Source organism: Leptotrichia sp. oral taxon 221, assembly GCF_018128245.1.
Classification (GTDB): domain Bacteria; phylum Fusobacteriota; class Fusobacteriia; order Fusobacteriales; family Leptotrichiaceae; genus JABCPH02.
In genome coordinates this window covers 462,537-482,242 of the sequence record NZ_CP072378.1, presented here as the reverse complement: position 1 = coordinate 482,242, position 19,706 = coordinate 462,537, and the positions used below count along the sequence as shown (strand labels likewise).

Here is a 19,706-nt window from a genome sequence, read left to right as displayed (position 1 = left end):
AAATTATTTACTTCTTTATTAAATTAAAAAAACTTACTTGTAAAAAAAAATGGCGGAGAAGGAGGGATTTGAACCCTCGATCCAAGTTTTAGCTCGGATACTCCCTTAGCAGGGGAGCGCATTCGGCCTCTCTGCCACTTCTCCAAAATATATCAATTTTCAATGGCGGGTGAACTGGGATTCGAACCCAGACATCTTGCGATTTCGCCGGTTTTCAAGACCGGTCCCTTAGCCGTTCGGACATCCACCCATCACTTGATTATTATACTATTTTTTTTTATATCTGTCAAGATTTTTTTTAAATAATTTTACTATATTTTGAATATTTTTAAATTTATTTAAAGACAAACCCACTCTAATATTGATAAAGAGCGGGTTTAATAGTCTTTTATTATGTTTTTTATTCAAAAATTTTTAAAATCTTGAACTTATTTCAATTAATTATAATTTAAATAATAAATCTTTATATGTTGGTAATGGCCAAATTGATGAGTCCACTACTTTTTCTAAATTATCACAAGGAACTCTTAATTTTTCAAGTCCTGTATTTAATTCTTCTCGAGCTAAATCAGTTTGTTTTGTAACATCTTCTTCATTTTTTACAAGTTCAACTTTTTCAGCTAATGATTTTGTTTCTTTTCTAATTTCAGAAATATTAGATAATACATCTTTTAATAATTCTTCTTGTTCTTTTACGAATTCTTCACCATATTTAGCATTTTTTTCAATATGAGTAGCTAATAAGTCTGCATATTTAATTCCTGCTGGTAAAATTAATTTGTTTACCATGTCAATTAAAGTTTTTGCTTCGATTGACAATTGAGTTATGTATCTTTCAGCGTAAGCATTGTAACGAGCTGCTAATTCTATTTTAGAATACATTCCAATTTCTTCAGCTAATTCTAAAATTTCTGGATCTAACATTTTTCTCAATGCAATATTTGATGAAGTATCGTTTGATAATCCTCTTCTTTTAGCTTCTTCAATCCATTCTTCACTGTATCCATTACCATTGAAAATAATTCTTGAGTGATTTTTATAAGCATTTGTAATGATTTCTTGTACAGTTTCATCTATATTTGTTGAATTTTCTAATTTATCTGCATATTCAGATAATACTTTTCCAACCATTGCGTTAATTGCTGCTGCTGAACTTGCTGGTGTTGAACTTGATCCAGGCATTCTGAATTCAAATTTATTTCCAGTAAATGCAAATGGTGATGTTCTGTTTCTATCTCCTGCATCCATGCTTAATGTTGGTAAAACGTCAACTGATAAATTCAATTGTGATGCTTCAGCAACTGGAGAATTTTTACCTAATGCAATATTTTCTAAGATTGTAGTCAATTCATCTCCTAAGAAGATTGAAATTATTGCTGGAGGTGCTTCGTGTCCACCTAATCTGTGATCGTTTGTAGCTGTAGCTGTAGCTGTTCTTAACATTGGATAATATCTGTCTACTGCTTCGATTACTGCTGAAACGAAAACTAAAAATTGTGTGTTTGTTTTAGGATCTTTTCCTGGACTAAATAAGTTTATTCCATCATCTGTTCCTAATGACCAGTTGTTATGTTTTCCTGATCCGTTTACTCCTGCAAATGGTTTTTCATGTAATAATGCTACTAAACCATGTTTTAAAGCAATTTTTTCGATTGTTTCCATTATAATTTGGTTTTGATCTGATGCCAAGTTTGCAATTGAGAATAATGGAGCTACTTCAAATTGGTTAGGTGCTACTTCATTATGTCTTGTTTTTGAAGGAATTCCTAATTTCCATAATTCTACATCTACATCACTCATAAAGTTAATTACTTTATCTTTAATTTTACCAAAATAGTGATCGCTTAATTCTTGACCTTTTGGTGCAGGTGCTCCTACTAATGTTCTTCCTGTTAATAATAAGTCGTCTCTTTTTTCAAACATTTCTTTGCTTACTAAGAAGTATTCTTGTTCTACTCCTAAAGTATTGAAAACGTGTTTAGAAGTTGTATTTCCTAAACCTTTTAACACTCTTAATGCTTGTTGATGTACATATTTCATCGTTCTTAACAAAGGTACTTTTTTATCTAAAGCTAATCCAGTGAACGAAATAAATGCTGTTGGAATATATAATGTTACTCCATTTTTATTTTCTCTTATAAAAGGATATGAACTTGTATCCCAAATTGTGTAACCTCTTGCTTCAAATGTACTTCTAACTCCACCATTTGGGAATGATGATGCATCTGGTTCACCTTTAATTAAGCTACTTCCAGAAAATTTGTAAATAATATCTTTATCTCCTGTTGGTTCCAAGAATGAATCATGTTTTTCAGCTGTTAGGTCTGTTAACGGTTGAAACCAGTGACAGTAGTGAGTTGCTCCTCTTTTTGTTGCCCAGTCTTTTATTGCATTTGCAATAACTTCAGCTGATGCTTTTGATAATTCAGTTTGTCCTAATTGAGATGCTTGAAATTCTTTAAAAACCTCTTTTGGAACTCTTTTTTTTAAGTTACTTTCCGTGAATACGTTTTCTCCAAAAACTTTCATCGCGTTTTCCATAAAAATACCTCTTTCTTATTTTTAAATTCTAATTTTAGATTTGTTTTTTATTTTCAAATCAAAATTTCTACCAATGACTTATTATATAATGAAGTAAATTCAATGTCAAATTTATTTTTATTATGACTTGTCTTATGTAAAATTCCCAAAACGTCGATTTTTAAAGGATTAGTTTTATATATCTAAAAAAATACTTTGATAAACAAAATTAATTTTTATTTGCAAATTTTTTTACATATATGTATAATGCTAGGTATATAAGTATCGAAATAAGAAATTGGAGGTAAAAACGTGGAAAAACTTCATAATGTTAAAGACGCAAAACGTGAATTAAACCAAAATTCACTGTATGAACCCTACTTTGAAAAAGATAACTGTGGTATGGGATTCATTGCAAACATTGAAAATAAAAAATCAAACAAAATTATAAAAGATGGAATTAAAATTTTAGCCGGATTAGAACACAGAGGAGCCGAAGGTTATGACTCAGAAACAGGTGATGGTGCTGGATTATTATTTGAAATTCCTCATGCATTCTTTAAAGATATAATTTCTGACTTACCTGAAGCTGGAGATTATGGTGTTGCAAATGTTTTCTTGCCAACTATTGAAAGTGAGTTAAACGAAATAAAATCTATTGTTGAAAATACTGTTAAAAATTCTAAAGATGAGTTTTTAACTTGGAGAGAAGTTCCTATTAAAGCTGATGCGGTAGGAGTTCAAGCACAATCTACTCTTCCAAATATTTTTCAATTTTTTGTAAAAAGAGTAAATTCTAGTAAAGAAGACTTTGAAAAAAATCTTTACATTTTAAGAAGAAAAATTGAAAAAGCTGTTGCTGCAGCAAACACTGATAGCCAAGATAAATTTTATATTACAAAATTATCTTCTAAATCAATCGTTTACAAAGGACTTGTAAAACCTGATCAAATAGAAAAATTCTATATTGATTTACAATCTGATAAATTAGTAAGTTCGTATTGTTTAGTACACCAAAGATTCAGTACTAACACTTTTCCTGCTTGGAAATTGGCACATCCTTTCAGATTTTTAGCACATAATGGTGAAATTAATACTGTTAAAGGGAATGTAAACTGGATGAAAGCTAGAGAAATTGCATTAGCGTCTCCGAATTACGAAGATATTAAAGAATTATTCCCAATAAATGATGAAGATTGGTCAGATTCAGCTAATCTTGATGCAGTGATTGAATTGCTTGTATTTTCTGGAAAAACTTTGATGGAAGCGATTTCAATTTTAGTTCCTGCGGCTTGGGAGAAGGATCATACTAAATCTGAAGATCTAAAAGCATTTTATGACTATTATTCAGGATTAATGGAAGCTTGGGATGGACCTGCGGCTATGATTATGACTGATTCCAGATATTTGGTTGCAAAACTTGATAGAAACGGGCTTAGACCGCTTAGATATATTTTGACTGATGACAATCAAATGCTTGTCGGTTCTGAAGTTGGAACTTTACCAATAAAACCTGAAAATATTGTTCAAAGTGGAAGAGTTAAACCTGGAAAAGTTTTTGTAATTGATCTAGAAAAGAAAAAATTGTATAGCGATGATGAAGTTACTGAAAAAGTCTTGAACGGAACAGACTTCAAAAAATTAATTAAAGATAAGAAAAATGTAAATGATTTAATGAAAGAAGCTAATTTTGATTACAATAGAACTAGCGATTTAGATGACATTTACAACAAATTAAAATTATTTAGCTATTCAAGGGAAGATTTGCACATCTTGATTTCAAGAATGGCTATAACTGGACAAGAACCACTTGGTTCAATGGGAAATGACGCAGCACTTGCTATTTTTGCCGAAAAGCCAAAATTGCTTTACAGCTACTTTAAACAATTGTTTGCGCAAGTAACAAATCCTCCAATTGACCCAATTAGAGAAAATTTTGTTATGTCGCTTAGAACACAGCTTTACAGAAAAGCAAATATTTTAGAAGAAATTCCTGAAGCTGGAGAAACTGTAGTTTTGGATTCTCCAATTATGGACAACAAAACTATGGAATTTTTGAAAAATTATGAAAGAAATGGGAAAAAACCTGCTATTTTAGATATAACTTTCAAACCAACTGAAAACTTAGAAGAAAGACTGGATAAAATATTTAAACTTGCTGAAGATGCAATTGATAATGGAGTAAAATCTATTATTTTATCTGATAGAAATGCTGATACTGAAAATGTGGCAATTCCAGCTTTACTTGCTGTTGCTGGACTTCATCACTACTTAATTAGAAATAAAAAAAGAAATGAAATTGATATTTTAGTGGAAACTGGGGAAGCTAGAGAAATTATGCATTTTGCATTGCTGATCGGATACGGTGCAACTGCAATAAACCCTTATTTGGCACTTGATTCAATTGAATATATGGTAAAAAATAAACTTTACTTGAATGCTGATGAATCTGAAATAAAAGATTTGCAATACAACTATTTGAAAGCTCAGAAAAAATCAATTTTGAAAACTATGTCAAAAATGGGAATTTCAACTGTTGACAGTTATAGAGGAGCACAAATTTTTGAAGCTGTTGGATTATCAACTGAATTAGTTAAAAAATATTTCACAGGAACTGTTTCTAGAATCGAAGGACTTACAATTAAAACATTGGAAGATGAAGTTCTAAATAACTTTGATGATGCAATTGATTCAATTAATCTTGGTGCTGAAACACTTTATGTGGATGGAGAATATTCTTGGATGAAGGAGGGAACAAATAGAATCTTGACTCCTGATGCGATTGCAAAAATTCAAGATGCAGCAAATAGAGATGATTATAACACTTATAAGGAATTTGCAAAAATTGTAAACGACCAAAGTCAGCATTTGCTTACAATAAGAGGAATGCTAAAATTCCATTCTGACAGAAAACCTATTTCAATTGATGAAGTTGAACCTGTTGAAGCAATTATGAAAAGATTTGTTACTGGAGCTATGTCATTTGGTTCAATTTCAAAAGAAGCTCACGAAGCGATTGCAAGAGCATTAAATACGATTGGTGGTCGTTCTAATTCTGGAGAAGGAGGAGAAAATCCTGAAAGATTTTTAGACAACAGAAGAAGTGCTACAAAACAAATTGCATCTGGAAGATTTGGAGTTACAACCGATTACTTGGTAAATGCCGATGAGTTACAAATTAAGATGGCTCAAGGGGCAAAACCTGGAGAAGGTGGACAATTACCTGGATTTAAAGTAAATAAAGAAATTGGTGCTACTCGTCATACAACACCTGGAATTAGCTTGATTTCACCACCACCACACCACGATATTTATTCAATCGAAGATTTGGCACAATTAATTTTTGACTTGAAAAATGTAAATGAAAAAGCTAGAATTAGTGTTAAATTGGTGTCTGAAGCTGGAGTTGGAGTCGTTGCTTCTGGAGTTGCTAAAGCAAAATCTGAAATGATCTTAATTTCTGGACATGACGGAGGAACTGGAGCATCACCACTATCTTCAATTAAACATGCTGGATTACCTTGGGAATTAGGACTTTCTGAAGCTCACCAAATTTTAAAGGAACATAAATTGAGAAGTAGAGTTACTCTTCAAGTTGATGGAAAATTAAAAACAGGTAGAGATTTAGTAATTGGAGCGATTTTAGGAGCTGAAGAATTTGGATTTGCAACAATGCCGCTTGTAATTTTAGGATGTATTATGATGAGAAAATGTCATACAAATATGTGTCCAGTTGGAGTTGCAACTCAATCTGAAGAACTTCGTAAGAAATTTACTGGACAATATGAAAATATTATTAGATACTTTAGATTTATCTCACAAGAAGCAAGAGAAATTATGGCTGAACTTGGAGTTACAAAACTTGATGAATTAATTGGAAAAGCTGATGAATTCTTGGAAGTTTCTAAAACTTCAAAATTAGAAAAAGTTAAAAATGTAGACTTAGGAAAAATTCTTTACACTAACAAGAATATCGACAGTCCAAATGTAAAAACTCAAAATCAAGACTTCAAAATGGAAAATATCATCGATAGAAAATTAATTAAACTTGCTAAAGCTACTTTTGAAAGCGATAAAAATAATGTTCAAAAAACTGTAATTAATGAAAAAATTGAAAACTTTGATAGAAGTTTTGGAGCGATGTTAAGTGGAGAAGTTGCTAGAACATTTGGTGGATATAAACTTGAAGATGATACAATTACACTAAACTTGGAAGGAATCGGTGGACAAAGTTTTGGTGTGTTTGGAGCAAAAGGAATTACATATAATTTGACTGGACAATCAAACGATTATATTGGAAAAGGATTATTCGGTGCAAAAATTATTATTAAAAAACCTGAAGTTTCTAAATACGAAGCAGATGAAAATATAATTGGAGGAAATGCCATTTTATACGGTGCAATCAGAGGAGAAGCTTATTTAAACGGAGTTGTTGGAGAAAGATTCTGTGTTAGAAACTCTGGAGCGGTTGCTGTTGTAGAAGGTGTTGGAGATCACGGGTGTGAATACATGACTGGTGGACGTGCTGTTATTTTAGGAGAAACTGGTAAAAACTTTGCTGCTGGTATGAGTGGTGGAATTGCTTATGTTTATGATAAAAACAATACTTTTGAGCAAAACTTGAATAAAGAAATGGTTGAATTTGATGAACTTAACGAAGTTTATGAAAATGAAATAAAAACTTATGTGGAAAAACACTTTAATTATACAGGAAGTGTTGTTGCAAAAGAAATTTTAAACAATTGGGAAACTGAAAAACAAAACTTTAAAGTTATTATTGCACCTGAATTTAAAAAATTATTCGAAAGAGGTGAGGCTTAGAAATGGGAAAACTAGGTGGATTTTTAGAAATTGAAAGAGAAGAAAAAAAAATTAGGGAAATTTCTGACAGAATTAAAGATTTTAATGAAATTGATGTCCCTTTAAACGATGAATATATAAAAACACAAGCGGCTAGATGTATGGACTGCGGAGTACCTTTTTGCCACTGGGCCTGTCCTGTCGACAACCACTGTCCTGAATGGCAAGATTTAGTTTATAACGGTGAATGGAAAAAGGCTTTGGACTTGCTTTTGTCAACAAATCCATTTCCTGAATTTACTGGGCGAATTTGTCCAGCACTTTGTGAAGGAAGCTGTACTTTAGGAAAAAATGATAAACCTGTAACTACTAAAAATATTGAACTTGCTCTTATTGAAAAAGGTTGGGAAAATGGATGGGTAAAACCAAAAACTCCTAAAAAAAGATTTGATAAAAAAATTGCAGTAATTGGAAGTGGACCATCTGGACTTGCTGCTGCTCAAACTTTAAATAGATACGGTTATAATGTAACAGTTTATGAAAGAGATGAAAAACCAGGTGGACTTCTTGCTTTAGGAATTCCTGATTTCAAATTGGATAAAAAAATCATCGATAGAAGAGTTAAATTAATGGAAGATGAAGGTGTTAAATTTATTTACAATGTTGAAGCTGGAAAAGATATTTCTACTGAAGAATTAGAAAGCAAATATGATATTATTGTTATGGCTTGTGGTTCTAAACAAGGTAGAGATTTAAAAATAAAAGGAAGAGAAGCTAAAGGTGTTCATTTGGCTATGGAATTCTTAACTCAACAAAATAGAAAAGTTAGCAATGTTCCTTTATATGACGAAGAAATCAATGTAAAAGGTAAACATGTGCTTGTAATTGGTGGTGGAGATACTGGTTCTGACTGTGTTGGGACTTCTGTAAGACAAGGTGCTGCGAGTGTTAAGCAAATTGAAATTATGGACAGACCATCTGAAATAAGAACAAAAAAGAATCCTTGGCCGCAATATCCATTTATTTTAAAAACTTCTACTTCTCACAAGGAAGCAACTAGCATTTATGGTGAAGACCCAAGAGAATGGAATATTACTACAAAAGAATTTATTAAAGATGAAAATGGTAAATTAACAGGTGTAAAAATTGCTAAAGTTGAAAGTTTTAAAGATGAAAATGGTAGATTAGGATTTAAAGAAATCGAAGGTTCTGAAGAAATTATAAAAGTTGATTTTGTATTTTTAGCAATCGGATTCTTGCATCCTTACTTTGAAGGATTAATTGAAAATTCAAAAGTTCAAATTGATGGAAGAGGAAATGTTAGTGCAAATGTAATCGACCACCATACTTCTCAAGAAAAATATTTCGCTGCAGGAGATGTAAGACGAGGGCAATCATTAGTAGTTTGGGCTATTAGTGAAGGTAGAAATGCTGCTAAAGCTATTCATGAATATTTAAGAAAACAAACTGTTTAAAAGAAAAGCTAGGGTGTGTAAAAATTTTTGTGTAAACCTCTAAATAATATATGGTAAAATAACTATATAATATTTGGAGGTTTTTGTACGGTAAAAAAGAAATCTGTCTGTTTAAAATATAGTTATAGAAATATTTAATAATCTGAACAGAAAAAGTGAGAGTTGCTTATAAATAGAGGTTTTAAGTAAGGTGTGGAAAGAGTTGACAACATACTTTAAATATGATACAAAGATAAGAAAGCTGATATATACGACAAACCCGATAGAAAGCTTAAACAGACAATTAAGAAAGTATACAAAGACAAAATCACTTTATCCTACAGATGAAGCATTAATGAAATCGGTATACCTAAGCTTAAAGGAAGCAACAAAGAAATGGACTGGAAGGATACCAGGCTGGGGAGAAATATATTCTCAGTTAAGTATTTATTTTGAAGGAAGAATTTAAAAACAGGATGATAAAACTACCATCCTGTACCATATATTATATTTTGAGTTTACACAAAATTCTGGACTATCCCTTATTTTACTTATATTTTTTCAAACTTATTTTCATCTTCATAATATCTACTTGTACTTTTTCTTTTATCATTTTCAACATTAAGAAAATAGTAAATTCTTTTATCCTTATCATGCCAACAAATTTTTTTAACAGTTGCTTTTTTTTCAGGATATTTAATTAATTTAACTTTGTCACCTATATTAAATCGTGGACATTTTATTATTTCATAAAATTCCTTTCTTATTCTAATTACTTCTTGATTTTTACTTCCAAGCATTTTTATACCTACATAATCTATTTCTTCAGTTTTACATTCTAATATCGTTCCCCATAAAACTGACATTGGATAACCAAAATTTTTATTAAAATTTTCATATTTAAAAATATCATCAGAATGTATAATCTTGTCTGGAGAGGGAGAGTTATTTTTTAATACTCCACATGTTCCTATATAACTTTTATTCATTATTGACCTTCCTCATTGTATAATTTAAATCCTTCAAATCTTCTGTCATAATATTTATCTGGTATTTTTTCTAGAAATAATTTTTCAACTTTTTTTAATGAACTTGGATCTGGTCTAAAGTGTCCACTAGCATTATCAATTTTAATTATTTTACCTCCTCGTATATTAATTATTCCTGCACCTTGTACCTTAGGATCAATCCCCCCTATTAGTGTTGGATGCGGTAATCCACCATTAATAATTTGTCCCGTAGCTCTATTCCCAATTATAATATTATCATTAATATCCACAACATACATATATTGTCCATTCAAGGCTCCTTTCTTTCCACATGTTCCTAAATAATTTGTATTGTTTATATAATTTGTTATATTTTGTGCGGTTGGATTCTTCACATATCCATTTTCAAATGACTTAAATGTTTCTCTTTTTATGTCTAATTCATGCATTTCAGGAACAACACTGTATAATCTAGATGAACTAGAAGATATGAGTTCTTTCCTTTTATTTCCAGTTCCAATATAAGGAGTCTTATACTTATCAAAAAATCAATTTTTGGTAATAAAACTATGTCTTAAACGAAAATTTTGGCTTGTAGGGAATATATGGGCGAATCTGGTATAATTAAAATTTTTTTATATTAATTATTTGAAAGGTATAAAAATGAGGAAAAAATAACCGCTGTTTTTTATAACAACGATTATTTTAAAATTACATAATTTAAGTATTTTATAGGATCATTAAAAAATGAAAAATAATCTATAAAATATAATTTTAGTTATTATAAAAACAACAATAATATAATAATAACTCCATCCGGTTTTTAATTGTTTTTTTCTTAAATAATAAATAATTTTTCTTATAAAATATATTTCAATTAATAGTAAGAAAAAAATAGATAAAATTAAATAATTTTTATTTTTAGTAACGAGATAATCTACTCGAAAAATTTCTGAAATATTATATAAAATAAATAGCCAAACTACACTTTTAATGCCATTTTTATCATCCTTTGTCATTTTTTTTTACCACTTTCCCATAAATTTTTCATTTCAGGTAATAATTCAACTCTTCTTGGTTTAACATAATAATCTGGATTTCCGGTTTTTTGATAATTAAATAACTTCCATAATCTAGTTTTTATCTGTTGCATACTATAATTACTATGTTTAACTTTATTATATTCATTTAATTCTGTTTGCGTAGACAACTTACCTCTTGAATAATTATAATAAAACGGATAGAGACTATTATTGGAGTGTCCCCCAAAATTTAGACTATTTTTAAGCAATTTCTTTGTTTCCTTTCTTCATGCTTTCTTCGTATTCATTCGGACTTGTAAATCCTATTTTACTGTGTATTCTGCTATTATTATACCATATTTCTATATACTCGTACATTCCAGTTCTTAAACTTTCTAGATTTTCAAAGTTTTCATTATGTACATATTCTTTTTTCAATGTTGCATGGAATGATTCTATACATGCATTATCATAAGGATTTCCTTTTCTGCTGTAAGATACGCTTATGCCTTTTTTTGCACAAAATTTACGATATTCTTTACTCATATACTGGCTTCCTCTATCTGTATGTATTATCAGATCAGTTATATCCCCTCTTTTATATATCGCCATTTTTAAGGTATCGATAACTAATTTTATATCCATAAATTTTCCAACCTTATGTGATATTATTCTTCTGCTGTGCAAATCCATTATACTTGATAAGTAGCACCACCCGTCCTTTCTTGTCCAAATATATGTTATATCACTTACCCATTTTTCATTTAAATTCTTTTTCCCATTTTCTGATTGTTGCCGTTGCTACCCCATATTCAGTTTCTAATGATTTTTTTGTTCTTCCTTCTTCCAGCAATTCTAAAATTAACATTTTAAATTCATCTGTGTACCTTTTACTTCTCTTGTTCATAATCAAATTTCTCTCCTTAACTATATTTTAACAAATAGGAAACTAGTTTTCAAATTATTTGTCCAAGATTTTGGGTACACTCCAAGTTTTGTATACTTTTAAATTAAATTCTATTTATTAATCGCAATAAAATTTTCCGGCAATTCTTCCTTTTTCAAATTTTCCGAATCGTTACAAATTACCGCATCAAATCTTGAACTTTCCACAAATGTGTAAAAACCTCTTACGGATAATTTGGAATCGTCTATTAATAAATATTTTTTTACAGCTAGTTCCATTGCTTTTTGTTTTATTAACATTGTTTCCATTTCCGTTGTATAAACAAGTTTACGCTCCAAATCCAATCCTGCACAACTAAAAAAAGCGTAATCAAAATTAAAATTTTCCAGATTGCTTACCGCAATAGGACCTACCGACATATCATATTCAGCGATGTATTTTCCGCCGACCAAAAATAATTCTGAGCTATTATCGTGAAAAGCATTCGCAACAAGCATACTGTTTGTAACAATTTTTACACTTTTGTCTTTCAAATATTTAACAATGGGAGCAATCGTCGTGCCACCGTCCAAAAATATACAATCGCCTTTTTTTATAAAAGATGCCGCTTTTTTACATACTTCATCTTTTTTTTCGTAATTTTCCACTCTTTCTTTCATCTCTTTTTCATCAAGGTTGGACATAATCGCTTTTTGGTCCACACTTTTTACTCCGCCGTGAACTTTTATTATTTTCCCTTGTCGTTCCAGTTCTTCTGCATCTCTCCGAATGGTAGTCTGCGTTACTCCCAGAGTTTCAGCTAATTCCTTTACATTCACAATCCCTCGTTTATTTACCATTTCAATAATTTTCTCAAATCTTTGACTTGCAATCATAAATACCTCTCCGTTTTTTATTTTTCATTATTATATTATCACAACTTTGAAAAAAAAACAAACAAAAAAGAACAGAAATTAAAGTTTTTAAAATAATCGCAATCGGTTTTTCTTTTATGTTTTCAGCTTCTTTAAATGCTTTTTCTATTTGTTCAAAATCATTTCCGTCGGTAACATTTATTACATAAAAATTAAATGCTTCAAATTTTTTGTCTATTGGATAAGGAGAACATATATCATCAATTTTTCCGTCAATTTGCAGTCCATTATTATCTATTATAAATGTAAGATTATCCAACTTTCTTGAACCTGCAAACATTGCCGCTTCCCAAACTTGTCCTTCCTGAATTTCTCCATCACCCAAAAGACAATATGTTTTATATTCTTTTTTTCTCAATTTTGCAGAAAGTGCTATTCCTACCGCCGCAGAACATCCTTGTCCCAAAGAACTGCTTGACATATCCACACCCGGAATTTTTTTCCAATTGAGATGACCTTGCAAATAAGAGCCTGTGTGCCGAAATGTCAACAAATCTTCTATCGGAAAAAAGCCTTTTTGTGCCAAAACTGAATAATATGCAGGGGTTGCGTGTCCTTTAGATAATACAAATCTATCTCTTTCTTCCATTTTAGGATTTTTAGAATTTACGTTCATTTTTGAAAAATATAAATAAGTTAAAATTTCTGTTGCAGATAATGAACCTCCAGGATGTCCGGATTTTGCTGAATGTGTACTTTTAATGATATTTTTGCGTACTTCATTTGCATAATATTTTAATTTTAATAAATCCATTTTGAACCTTCCTTTATTAAAAGTGTAACAACTTTGAAAATTGTACAGTAAAAACATATTTGACGAAATTTTATTTTTATCAAAATAGAAAGAGAAAAAAGTTTTTTTTGTACAAAATCAAAGCTGCACTCTATAATTTATATTTTAATATTTTAAATGCTGTTTATTTTCCGAAAACTTTGTGATAATCTTCTTGGAATTTTTTTATACCTACATCGGTCAACGGATGTTTTGTCATTTGTTCCAAAACTTTGTACGGAACTGTCGCTATATCCGGCACAATCAATTATATGAATCGGTGTACGAACACTTGCACATAATTCGGATGAATAGCTGCAATTTCTCTTCCTTCTTTAATCATTCCCTGTGCATCAACAGTTGTCGCTTTTACTTCTCCGCTAATTGGTCCGTCAACAATACCTGTAATTTCTTTTATAACTTCTTCAAAATTTCGTCCTTCTTTTGCAATTAAAGACGGATTTGTAGTTACTCCGAATATTACTCCCATTTCATTCGCTTTTTTAATATCTTCAACATTCGCTGTATCAACAAAAAATTTCATAATTTTTCCTCCATTTTTTAAATTACTTTAAAATCAAACTAATAACTTGAATAATTTTACTTAAAATTTTAGATTTTTGAAAAATTAATTCATTAAATTTCAAATATCTGATTTAAATAAATTATTTATCCAAATTCAATACAACCGGAACTGATTTATAACCTACACCCATTCTGTCAATTCCCATATCGATTAATTTAAGAAAATGTTCTCTTGTACGGATTCCTCCGCTTCCTTTTACTTTACATTTATCTCCGACTTCTTCCAACATTATTTTCACAATTTCAGGTGTCGCTCCGACTGTATTATATCCTGTCAAAAATCCTGTACTTGTTTTTACGAAATCTGCTCCCGCTTCAATACAGCATTTACAAGTTTTTCTAATTTGTTCTTCATTCAAAGCATCTGTTTCAAAAATAATTTTTATTTCTTTTCCGTTTTTGTGTGCTGCTTCAACGCAAGCTTTTATATCTTTTGTTACTTCATCATATTTTCCGCTTATAATTAATCCGAAATTAGCGACAATGTCTATTTCTCTCACCGAGTCATATTTTGCAACATCTTCAATTTGTTCAACTCTCGATTTTGTAGAGCTTGTTCCAAAAGGAAAATCCGTTACCGGACATAAAGTTGTTTTGCTTCCTTTTACATAGGGTTCACATAATTCGATATATCCCGGATTGATACAAATAGTCGCACATTCCAATTTTACACCGTCTTTTGTCAAAGCGATAATTTCTTCTTGAGTAAATTCAGGTTTCAATACTGAATAATCAATATATGCAGCTAATTCTTTTGTTGTCATTTCATTTGCTTTTTTAATCAATTTTTTCATAATTCTATCCGATAACACTGCTCAATTTTGTTTCTTTTTGTGTGTTATCTTTCCTCCTGAATATAACATACTACAAAAAAATAATTTTTCAACATATTTTTGTTTGTTTTTGTTCTTTTTTTAAAATTAAAATAAAAAAGCCACAATTTTTATATTTCAAAAAAAAAATTCACTATAAAAACTTGGCTTGCTGTTATTTTCTTTTTTGTTACAACTCAAACAATTATAAACAAAAATATAATATTAAAGATAAAATTCCTAATTTTTTAATGTAATTCATCAAATCCTTCTCCAAAAACTTTTGTCGTATCGGTAACCGTTACAAAAGCAGTCGGGTCATTAGCTTTTAAAAATTTTCTCAAACGAATGAATTGTCTTCTTTCGATAACCGTCATCAGCACATCTCTTTCACTTCCGGAATATCCTCCTGTCGCCTTAAAAACTGTACATCCTCTGTCAAAATCTTTCAAAATGTAATTAAGTACAACATCTTTTTTGGACGTGATAATTAAAATTTGTTTACGTGAATTAAATCCGTCAATAAACTTATCCGTAATAAATCCTGTTACATAAACACTTAACAATCCCACAAGACCAAGTTCAACTCCAAAAGCAAAAATTGCCAAAATAGTAACAATCGCATCAGCAATAAAACACGACATTCCGTATCCGATATGAAAATATTCATTAATCATCTTTCCAACGATAGAAGTTCCGCCGGTAGACGCTTCATAAAAATATATTATAGTAATTCCCAAAGCACATATTACACTTCCAAAAATCGTTGCCAAAATTAAATCGTGCGTAAGTGCATAATTCGGATAAAATTTTTCAAGAAACGAAAGAAAAACAGACAACAGTATAGTTGCATAAATACTTTTTATTCCAAATTGGCTGCCTATAACAACAAAAGCCAAAACAAATAAAATCAAATTGCCAACAGCTACAAAAAGTCCGGTAGGAATACCAAACATATAATTTACAACAAGTGCCAATCCAGTAACTCCCCCACTGGCAATTTTATTAGGAAAAAAGAAAAATTGAAGTCCGATTGCCAAAATAAAAGTTCCTAAACCAACCATAAAATATTCTTTAATTAATGTAAAAATTTTTTTCTTATTCATAAAACACTCCTTAAATTATATTTGCGTATTAATTTTACTACATCTTTTTTTTATTTTCAATTATTTTATTTTTTAATTAAAGTAATCACAAGAAAATGTCTATACAATATGCGTTATCAAATTTATATTCATCATTGCGACTTATAATTTGAATTTTACAAAATAAAAAATAACCCCGAAGGGTTGAGGAGTAGAGGTAAAAATACTCAAAAACACGTTATTTTGTTATTCTGTATATAAAATAGCAGAAAACTAACAAATAAACAATGTCTTTTTTTCTCTTATTTTAATTGAAATATGGACACTCTCATTTATTAACAATGTCCGTCTACTCTACTACATCTCCATACAATGTCCAAGTCTTACACTCTTTAATCTTAACATTCACAAAGTTTCCACGCAATAATCTTTCATCACCTTCAAACAACACGACTTTATTGCTCGAAGTTCTTCCCATTAAAACATCTTTATTCTTTTTGCTCGGTCCTTCTACTAAAACTCTTTCAATTCGACCTAAATATTTTTCACTTTCGTGAAGTGCACATTTATCTTGTAATCTATTCAATCTTAATAATCTTTCTTTTTTCACATCTTCAGGCACTTGATTCGCCATTTTTTCTGCAATAGTTCCTGTTCTTATAGAATACATGAACATGTACGCATTCTCAAACCCAACTTTTTCGACAACATCCATTGTATCTTGGAAATCTTCCTCTGTTTCTCCTGGGAATCCCACAATAATATCTGTTGTCAATACAGCATTTGGTATTCTAGTTTTAATCTTTTCAGCCAATTCTAAAAATTTTTCTTTTGTGTATCCTCTCAACATTTTTTTCAAAATTTCTGTCGATCCTGATTGAAGCGGCATATGAATACATCTCGCAATTTTATCATTTTTCGCAATAACATCAATTACATCATCAGTAAAATCTCTCGGATGAGGCGAAGTAAATCTTAAAATAAAGTCTCCATCAATCTTACAAATTTCATCTAAAAGTTTTGCAAAAGTGTCGCCATTTCTAAATTTCTTACCGTATGCATTTACATTTTGTCCCAATAATACAATTTCTTTTGCACCTTTTTTCAAGTAAAATCTAACATCATTCAAGATATCTTCCATTGGAACTGATCTCTCTTTTCCACGAACATACGGAACAATACAGAAACTACACTGTTTATCACAACCATAACTTATTGAAATAGACGCAGTTTTATCACTTCCAAAATCGGCATCTAATCTAGGTGGCAATTCATCTTCATTATCTATATAAACTTCATGTTTACTTTCATTATTTAAAATTTTATCCACTGCATCAGGAATTCTTCCAATATTTTGGTTCCCCATAACGATATCAACTACTGGGAATTTCTTAATCAGAGCAGCTCCTTGCTCCTGAGCAAAACATCCAACAATTCCAATCAATGTCCCTCTTTCCTTTTTCAATTCCATCAACTCACCCAATTTTCCAAAAATTTGAGTAGCTGCACCTTCTCTAACTGTACAAGTATTCAAAAATACAATGTCACATCCATCAAGTTCATCTTGAACTTCATATCCCATATTTTGAAATATTTTTTTTATTTTCGCGCTTTCATTAACATTCATTTGACAACCATATGTTATTATAGCTGCTTTTTTCATAAAATTTTTCCCTCCTAATTTCTCTTATCTTACTAAAATTCCAATCCTGCTTGTTTTCTAGCCTCTTCCAATATTTTCATCACAATCAAACTTTTTTCATTCGCTTCATAAAACTTATCAAAATCTTCATTTTTGTAATATTCAGCAAATTTTACTAATTCATGATAAAGTCTCTCTTTTCCACCATTTAATTCAAATACTTTTTCTGTCCCATCATTTTTAGCAAAAGTAAATTTATTATACATATTAGCTGCATCGCTACTATTGATATAACCTTTATCACCTTGAATATTCATCGACAACGGCGCTTTACAATCCTTCGCTCCAACTGCCACACATTTAAACGAACCATAATCTAACACTAAAACTCCTGAAGTATCAATATTTCTTTCAATATTCGCTGTATAAAGTATTTTTTGTGGACTTCCAAACAATCCTACTATATAGTAAATATTATATACATTCAAATCCATCAAAGCTCCACCTGATTTTTTTGGATCAAAAGCTGGTGCAATATCACCATTTTTAAATCTGTCATATCTACTCGAATATTGAGAATAATTCAACTGCACAATTTTGATATCTCCTAATTCAGAAATTAACTCTTTTGTCTTTTTATAATTCGGCAAATACTGATTAGATATAGCTTCAAACAACATTATTCCATATTCCTGAGCCAATTCAACCAATTCTTCAGCTTCCCTATAAGTCGTCGTAAACGGTTTCTCCAAAATAATATGCTTATTTCTCTCAATCGCCTTTTTCGCAAATTCATAATGCAAACTATTTGGAATCGCAATATACACAACATCAATATCATCATTCAACAAATCTTCATAATTTGTATAAATATTTTTTATTCCATATTTTTCCGAAAGTTTTTTCATTCTTTCTCTACCATTTTCTGTAGCCGAAATACTTACGATTTCAAAATCTTCTATATTTTTACTCGCTTCCAAAAAATCTGGAACTATATTTCCAGCTCCAACTATTCCTATTTTCACAATTTTTCCCTACCTTATTTTTACAGATTGATAAAATTATATCATAATTTTTAAATTTATCCTAACTCATTTTTCCTAAAAAATTATTTATAGTAAAACTTCTTTAAAACTAAACTCAAAAACTATGACTATTTTATTCAACTCTTAAATTTACACAATTTTTAATAATTTTGAGTATAAGATTATAGAACTTCGTTTTTAAAATAAAATTTTTTCTATAAAAAAACAGCTCTAAAATTTATAGAACTGTTTTTCTTTTATTCAATTTTATTTAATTTTTCACAATTTTCACAATTAAAATCTCAAAATTTATTTTAAATTCCTAATTATTAATTAGCTTCAATTCTAATTTCTACTCTTCTGTTTTGAGCTCTTCCTCCTGCAGTACTATTTGAAGCGATTGGTTGAGTACTTCCGTATCCTGCTGAAGTCATTCTTGAGCTAGAAATTCCTTTACCTGCTAAATAGCTTTCTACTGCTGCTGCTCTGTTTTCAGATAATGGATTGTTGATTGCATCGTTTCCTGTATTATCTGTGTGACCAGAAATAACAATGTGTGTATCTGAATATTCTTTTAATACAGCTGCTACTGAATCTAAAGTTTTTCTAAATTGAGGTTTTACTACATAGCTATTAGTGTCAAATGTAATATTTTCAGGTGCTGTCAATTTAATTTCACCTTCACCTGTTCTCTTAACTTCTACTCCAGTTCCTGCTAATTTTTCTTTCAATGCTTTTTCTTGTCTATCAAAAATATTTCCAATTGCGGCTCCAACTGCTGTACCTGCTGCTGTACCAATAACTGTACCTTTTGTATCTTTTCCAATTATTTGTCCAATTGCGGCACCTGCTGCGGCTCCAATTCCTGCTCCAATTCCAGTTTTACTTGCTTTTCTTGTTCCATCTGCTGCTGTTGTACATGAAACAGCTGCTAACATTAATAACATCACTGACGCGAATACTTTTTTTCCCATATTAAATTCCTCCTAAAGTTATCCTTTTAATAATTATATCTTATCTTATTGTTTTTTCTGTGTTTTTTTACTTTGTTTATCATGTGTTTTCTTGGCTTATATTTTCTGATTCTATTTTTTATGATATAATAAAAAGATTCAATTTTTAGTAAAGAAGAAACACTTAAAAATTAACACGAATAAATTTGAATCCAAAAAATATATA

The 19,706-nt window shown here is 30.1% G+C and carries 17 protein-coding genes, 2 tRNA genes and 1 pseudogene; 3 read left to right on the top strand and 17 right to left on the bottom strand.

Annotated features, from left to right (window positions below):
* Nucleotides 1-50: 50 nt before the first annotated feature.
* From J4863_RS02195 to J4863_RS02185, 3 genes are all read right to left on the bottom strand, one after another.
* Nucleotides 51-144 (bottom strand) — tRNA-Ser (locus J4863_RS02195).
* A gap of 19 nt (nucleotides 145-163) precedes the next feature.
* Nucleotides 164-250: transfer RNA gene (locus J4863_RS02190), tRNA-Ser, on the bottom strand.
* Nucleotides 251-441: 191 nt separating this feature from the next.
* The gene (locus J4863_RS02185) at nucleotides 442-2,541 is read right to left on the bottom strand and encodes a glutamine synthetase III (RefSeq protein WP_211618852.1); all 2,100 of its coding nucleotides are present in this window, start codon (nucleotides 2,539-2,541) and stop codon (nucleotides 442-444) included.
* A gap of 291 nt (nucleotides 2,542-2,832) precedes the next feature.
* Between J4863_RS02185 and gltB the strand changes: the two genes are divergently transcribed.
* From gltB to J4863_RS02170, 3 genes are all read left to right on the top strand, one after another.
* On the top strand, nucleotides 2,833-7,341 hold the full coding sequence (gene gltB, locus J4863_RS02180; protein WP_211618851.1) for a glutamate synthase large subunit: 4,509 nt from the start codon (nucleotides 2,833-2,835) through the stop codon (nucleotides 7,339-7,341).
* A 2-nt stretch (nucleotides 7,342-7,343) separates the two neighbouring features.
* Nucleotides 7,344-8,795 carry a glutamate synthase subunit beta gene (locus tag J4863_RS02175; RefSeq protein ID WP_211618850.1) on the top strand — a complete coding sequence of 484 codons (1,452 nt, stop codon included), beginning with the start codon at nucleotides 7,344-7,346 and terminating at the stop codon, nucleotides 8,793-8,795.
* A 172-nt stretch (nucleotides 8,796-8,967) separates the two neighbouring features.
* The gene (locus J4863_RS02170; RefSeq protein ID WP_371815585.1) at nucleotides 8,968-9,243 is read left to right on the top strand and encodes a transposase; all 276 of its coding nucleotides are present in this window, start codon (nucleotides 8,968-8,970) and stop codon (nucleotides 9,241-9,243) included.
* 82 nt (nucleotides 9,244-9,325) lie between these two features.
* Here the strand turns inward: J4863_RS02170 and J4863_RS02165 are convergent, their stop codons facing one another.
* From J4863_RS02165 to J4863_RS02100, 14 genes and pseudogenes are all read right to left on the bottom strand, one after another.
* Entirely contained in the window at nucleotides 9,326-9,763 is a 438-nt protein-coding gene (locus tag J4863_RS02165) for a hypothetical protein (protein ID WP_211618848.1), read from the bottom strand.
* Nucleotides 9,763-10,212: a hypothetical protein gene (locus J4863_RS02160; RefSeq protein ID WP_211618847.1), complete on the bottom strand. Its 450-nt coding sequence runs from the start codon at nucleotides 10,210-10,212 to the stop codon at nucleotides 9,763-9,765. The genes J4863_RS02165 and J4863_RS02160 overlap by 1 nt, the downstream gene beginning before the upstream one ends.
* A gap of 291 nt (nucleotides 10,213-10,503) precedes the next feature.
* Entirely contained in the window at nucleotides 10,504-10,782 is a 279-nt protein-coding gene (locus J4863_RS02155; protein ID WP_211618846.1) for a hypothetical protein, read from the bottom strand.
* Nucleotides 10,779-10,973, bottom strand: a complete 195-nt coding sequence (locus tag J4863_RS02150) for a hypothetical protein (protein ID WP_211618845.1) — start codon at nucleotides 10,971-10,973, stop codon at nucleotides 10,779-10,781. Before J4863_RS02150 ends, J4863_RS02155 begins: the two co-directional genes overlap by 4 nt.
* A 73-nt stretch (nucleotides 10,974-11,046) precedes the next feature.
* Nucleotides 11,047-11,520: an IS3 family transposase gene (locus J4863_RS02145; RefSeq protein WP_249111581.1), complete on the bottom strand. Its 474-nt coding sequence runs from the start codon at nucleotides 11,518-11,520 to the stop codon at nucleotides 11,047-11,049.
* A 25-nt stretch (nucleotides 11,521-11,545) separates the two neighbouring features.
* Entirely contained in the window at nucleotides 11,546-11,692 is a 147-nt protein-coding gene (locus J4863_RS02140; RefSeq protein WP_211618844.1) for a transposase, read from the bottom strand.
* A gap of 110 nt (nucleotides 11,693-11,802) precedes the next feature.
* A complete protein-coding gene (locus J4863_RS02135; protein WP_211618843.1) occupies nucleotides 11,803-12,567 on the bottom strand; it encodes a DeoR/GlpR family DNA-binding transcription regulator in 765 nt (254 codons plus the stop codon).
* Nucleotides 12,545-13,360 carry a transketolase gene (locus J4863_RS02130; protein ID WP_211618842.1) on the bottom strand — a complete coding sequence of 272 codons (816 nt, stop codon included), beginning with the start codon at nucleotides 13,358-13,360 and terminating at the stop codon, nucleotides 12,545-12,547. The genes J4863_RS02135 and J4863_RS02130 overlap by 23 nt, the downstream gene beginning before the upstream one ends.
* 163 nt (nucleotides 13,361-13,523) lie before the next feature.
* Nucleotides 13,524-13,922, bottom strand: a pseudogene (locus tag J4863_RS02125) (transaldolase family protein).
* A 121-nt stretch (nucleotides 13,923-14,043) separates the two neighbouring features.
* The gene (deoC, locus tag J4863_RS02120; protein WP_249111545.1) at nucleotides 14,044-14,757 is read right to left on the bottom strand and encodes a deoxyribose-phosphate aldolase; all 714 of its coding nucleotides are present in this window, start codon (nucleotides 14,755-14,757) and stop codon (nucleotides 14,044-14,046) included.
* Nucleotides 14,758-15,023: 266 nt separating this feature from the next.
* Nucleotides 15,024-15,881, bottom strand: coding sequence for a YitT family protein (locus J4863_RS02115; RefSeq protein ID WP_211618840.1), 858 nt, complete (start codon nucleotides 15,879-15,881; stop codon nucleotides 15,024-15,026).
* Nucleotides 15,882-16,209: 328 nt separating this feature from the next.
* Entirely contained in the window at nucleotides 16,210-17,523 is a 1,314-nt protein-coding gene (gene miaB / locus J4863_RS02110) for a tRNA (N6-isopentenyl adenosine(37)-C2)-methylthiotransferase MiaB (protein ID WP_211618839.1), read from the bottom strand.
* A 32-nt stretch (nucleotides 17,524-17,555) separates the two neighbouring features.
* Nucleotides 17,556-18,527 carry a Gfo/Idh/MocA family protein gene (locus J4863_RS02105; protein ID WP_211618838.1) on the bottom strand — a complete coding sequence of 324 codons (972 nt, stop codon included), beginning with the start codon at nucleotides 18,525-18,527 and terminating at the stop codon, nucleotides 17,556-17,558.
* Nucleotides 18,528-18,856: 329 nt separating this feature from the next.
* The gene (locus J4863_RS02100; RefSeq protein WP_211618837.1) at nucleotides 18,857-19,501 is read right to left on the bottom strand and encodes an OmpA family protein; all 645 of its coding nucleotides are present in this window, start codon (nucleotides 19,499-19,501) and stop codon (nucleotides 18,857-18,859) included.
* Between the last annotated feature and the right edge of the window lie 205 nt (nucleotides 19,502-19,706).

What these genes read in the sequence shown, in the direction of transcription:
- J4863_RS02185 (WP_211618852.1), bottom strand. Translation starts at nt 2,541, where the DNA reads ATGGAAAACGCGATGAAAGTTTTTGGAGAAAACGTATTCACGGAAAGT.
- J4863_RS02175 (WP_211618850.1), top strand. Translation starts at nt 7,344, where the DNA reads ATGGGAAAACTAGGTGGATTTTTAGAAATTGAAAGAGAAGAAAAAAAA.
- J4863_RS02165 (WP_211618848.1), bottom strand. Translation starts at nt 9,763, where the DNA reads ATGAATAAAAGTTATATAGGAACATGTGGAGTATTAAAAAATAACTCT.
- J4863_RS02160 (WP_211618847.1), bottom strand. Translation starts at nt 10,212, where the DNA reads ATGCATGAATTAGACATAAAAAGAGAAACATTTAAGTCATTTGAAAAT.
- J4863_RS02155 (WP_211618846.1), bottom strand. Translation starts at nt 10,782, where the DNA reads ATGACAAAGGATGATAAAAATGGCATTAAAAGTGTAGTTTGGCTATTT.
- J4863_RS02140 (WP_211618844.1), bottom strand. Translation starts at nt 11,692, where the DNA reads ATGAACAAGAGAAGTAAAAGGTACACAGATGAATTTAAAATGTTAATT.
- J4863_RS02135 (WP_211618843.1), bottom strand. Translation starts at nt 12,567, where the DNA reads ATGATTGCAAGTCAAAGATTTGAGAAAATTATTGAAATGGTAAATAAA.
- J4863_RS02130 (WP_211618842.1), bottom strand. Translation starts at nt 13,360, where the DNA reads ATGGATTTATTAAAATTAAAATATTATGCAAATGAAGTACGCAAAAAT.
- deoC (WP_249111545.1), bottom strand. Translation starts at nt 14,757, where the DNA reads ATGAAAAAATTGATTAAAAAAGCAAATGAAATGACAACAAAAGAATTA.
- J4863_RS02115 (WP_211618840.1), bottom strand. Translation starts at nt 15,881, where the DNA reads ATGAATAAGAAAAAAATTTTTACATTAATTAAAGAATATTTTATGGTT.
- miaB (WP_211618839.1), bottom strand. Translation starts at nt 17,523, where the DNA reads ATGAAAAAAGCAGCTATAATAACATATGGTTGTCAAATGAATGTTAAT.
- J4863_RS02100 (WP_211618837.1), bottom strand. Translation starts at nt 19,501, where the DNA reads ATGGGAAAAAAAGTATTCGCGTCAGTGATGTTATTAATGTTAGCAGCT.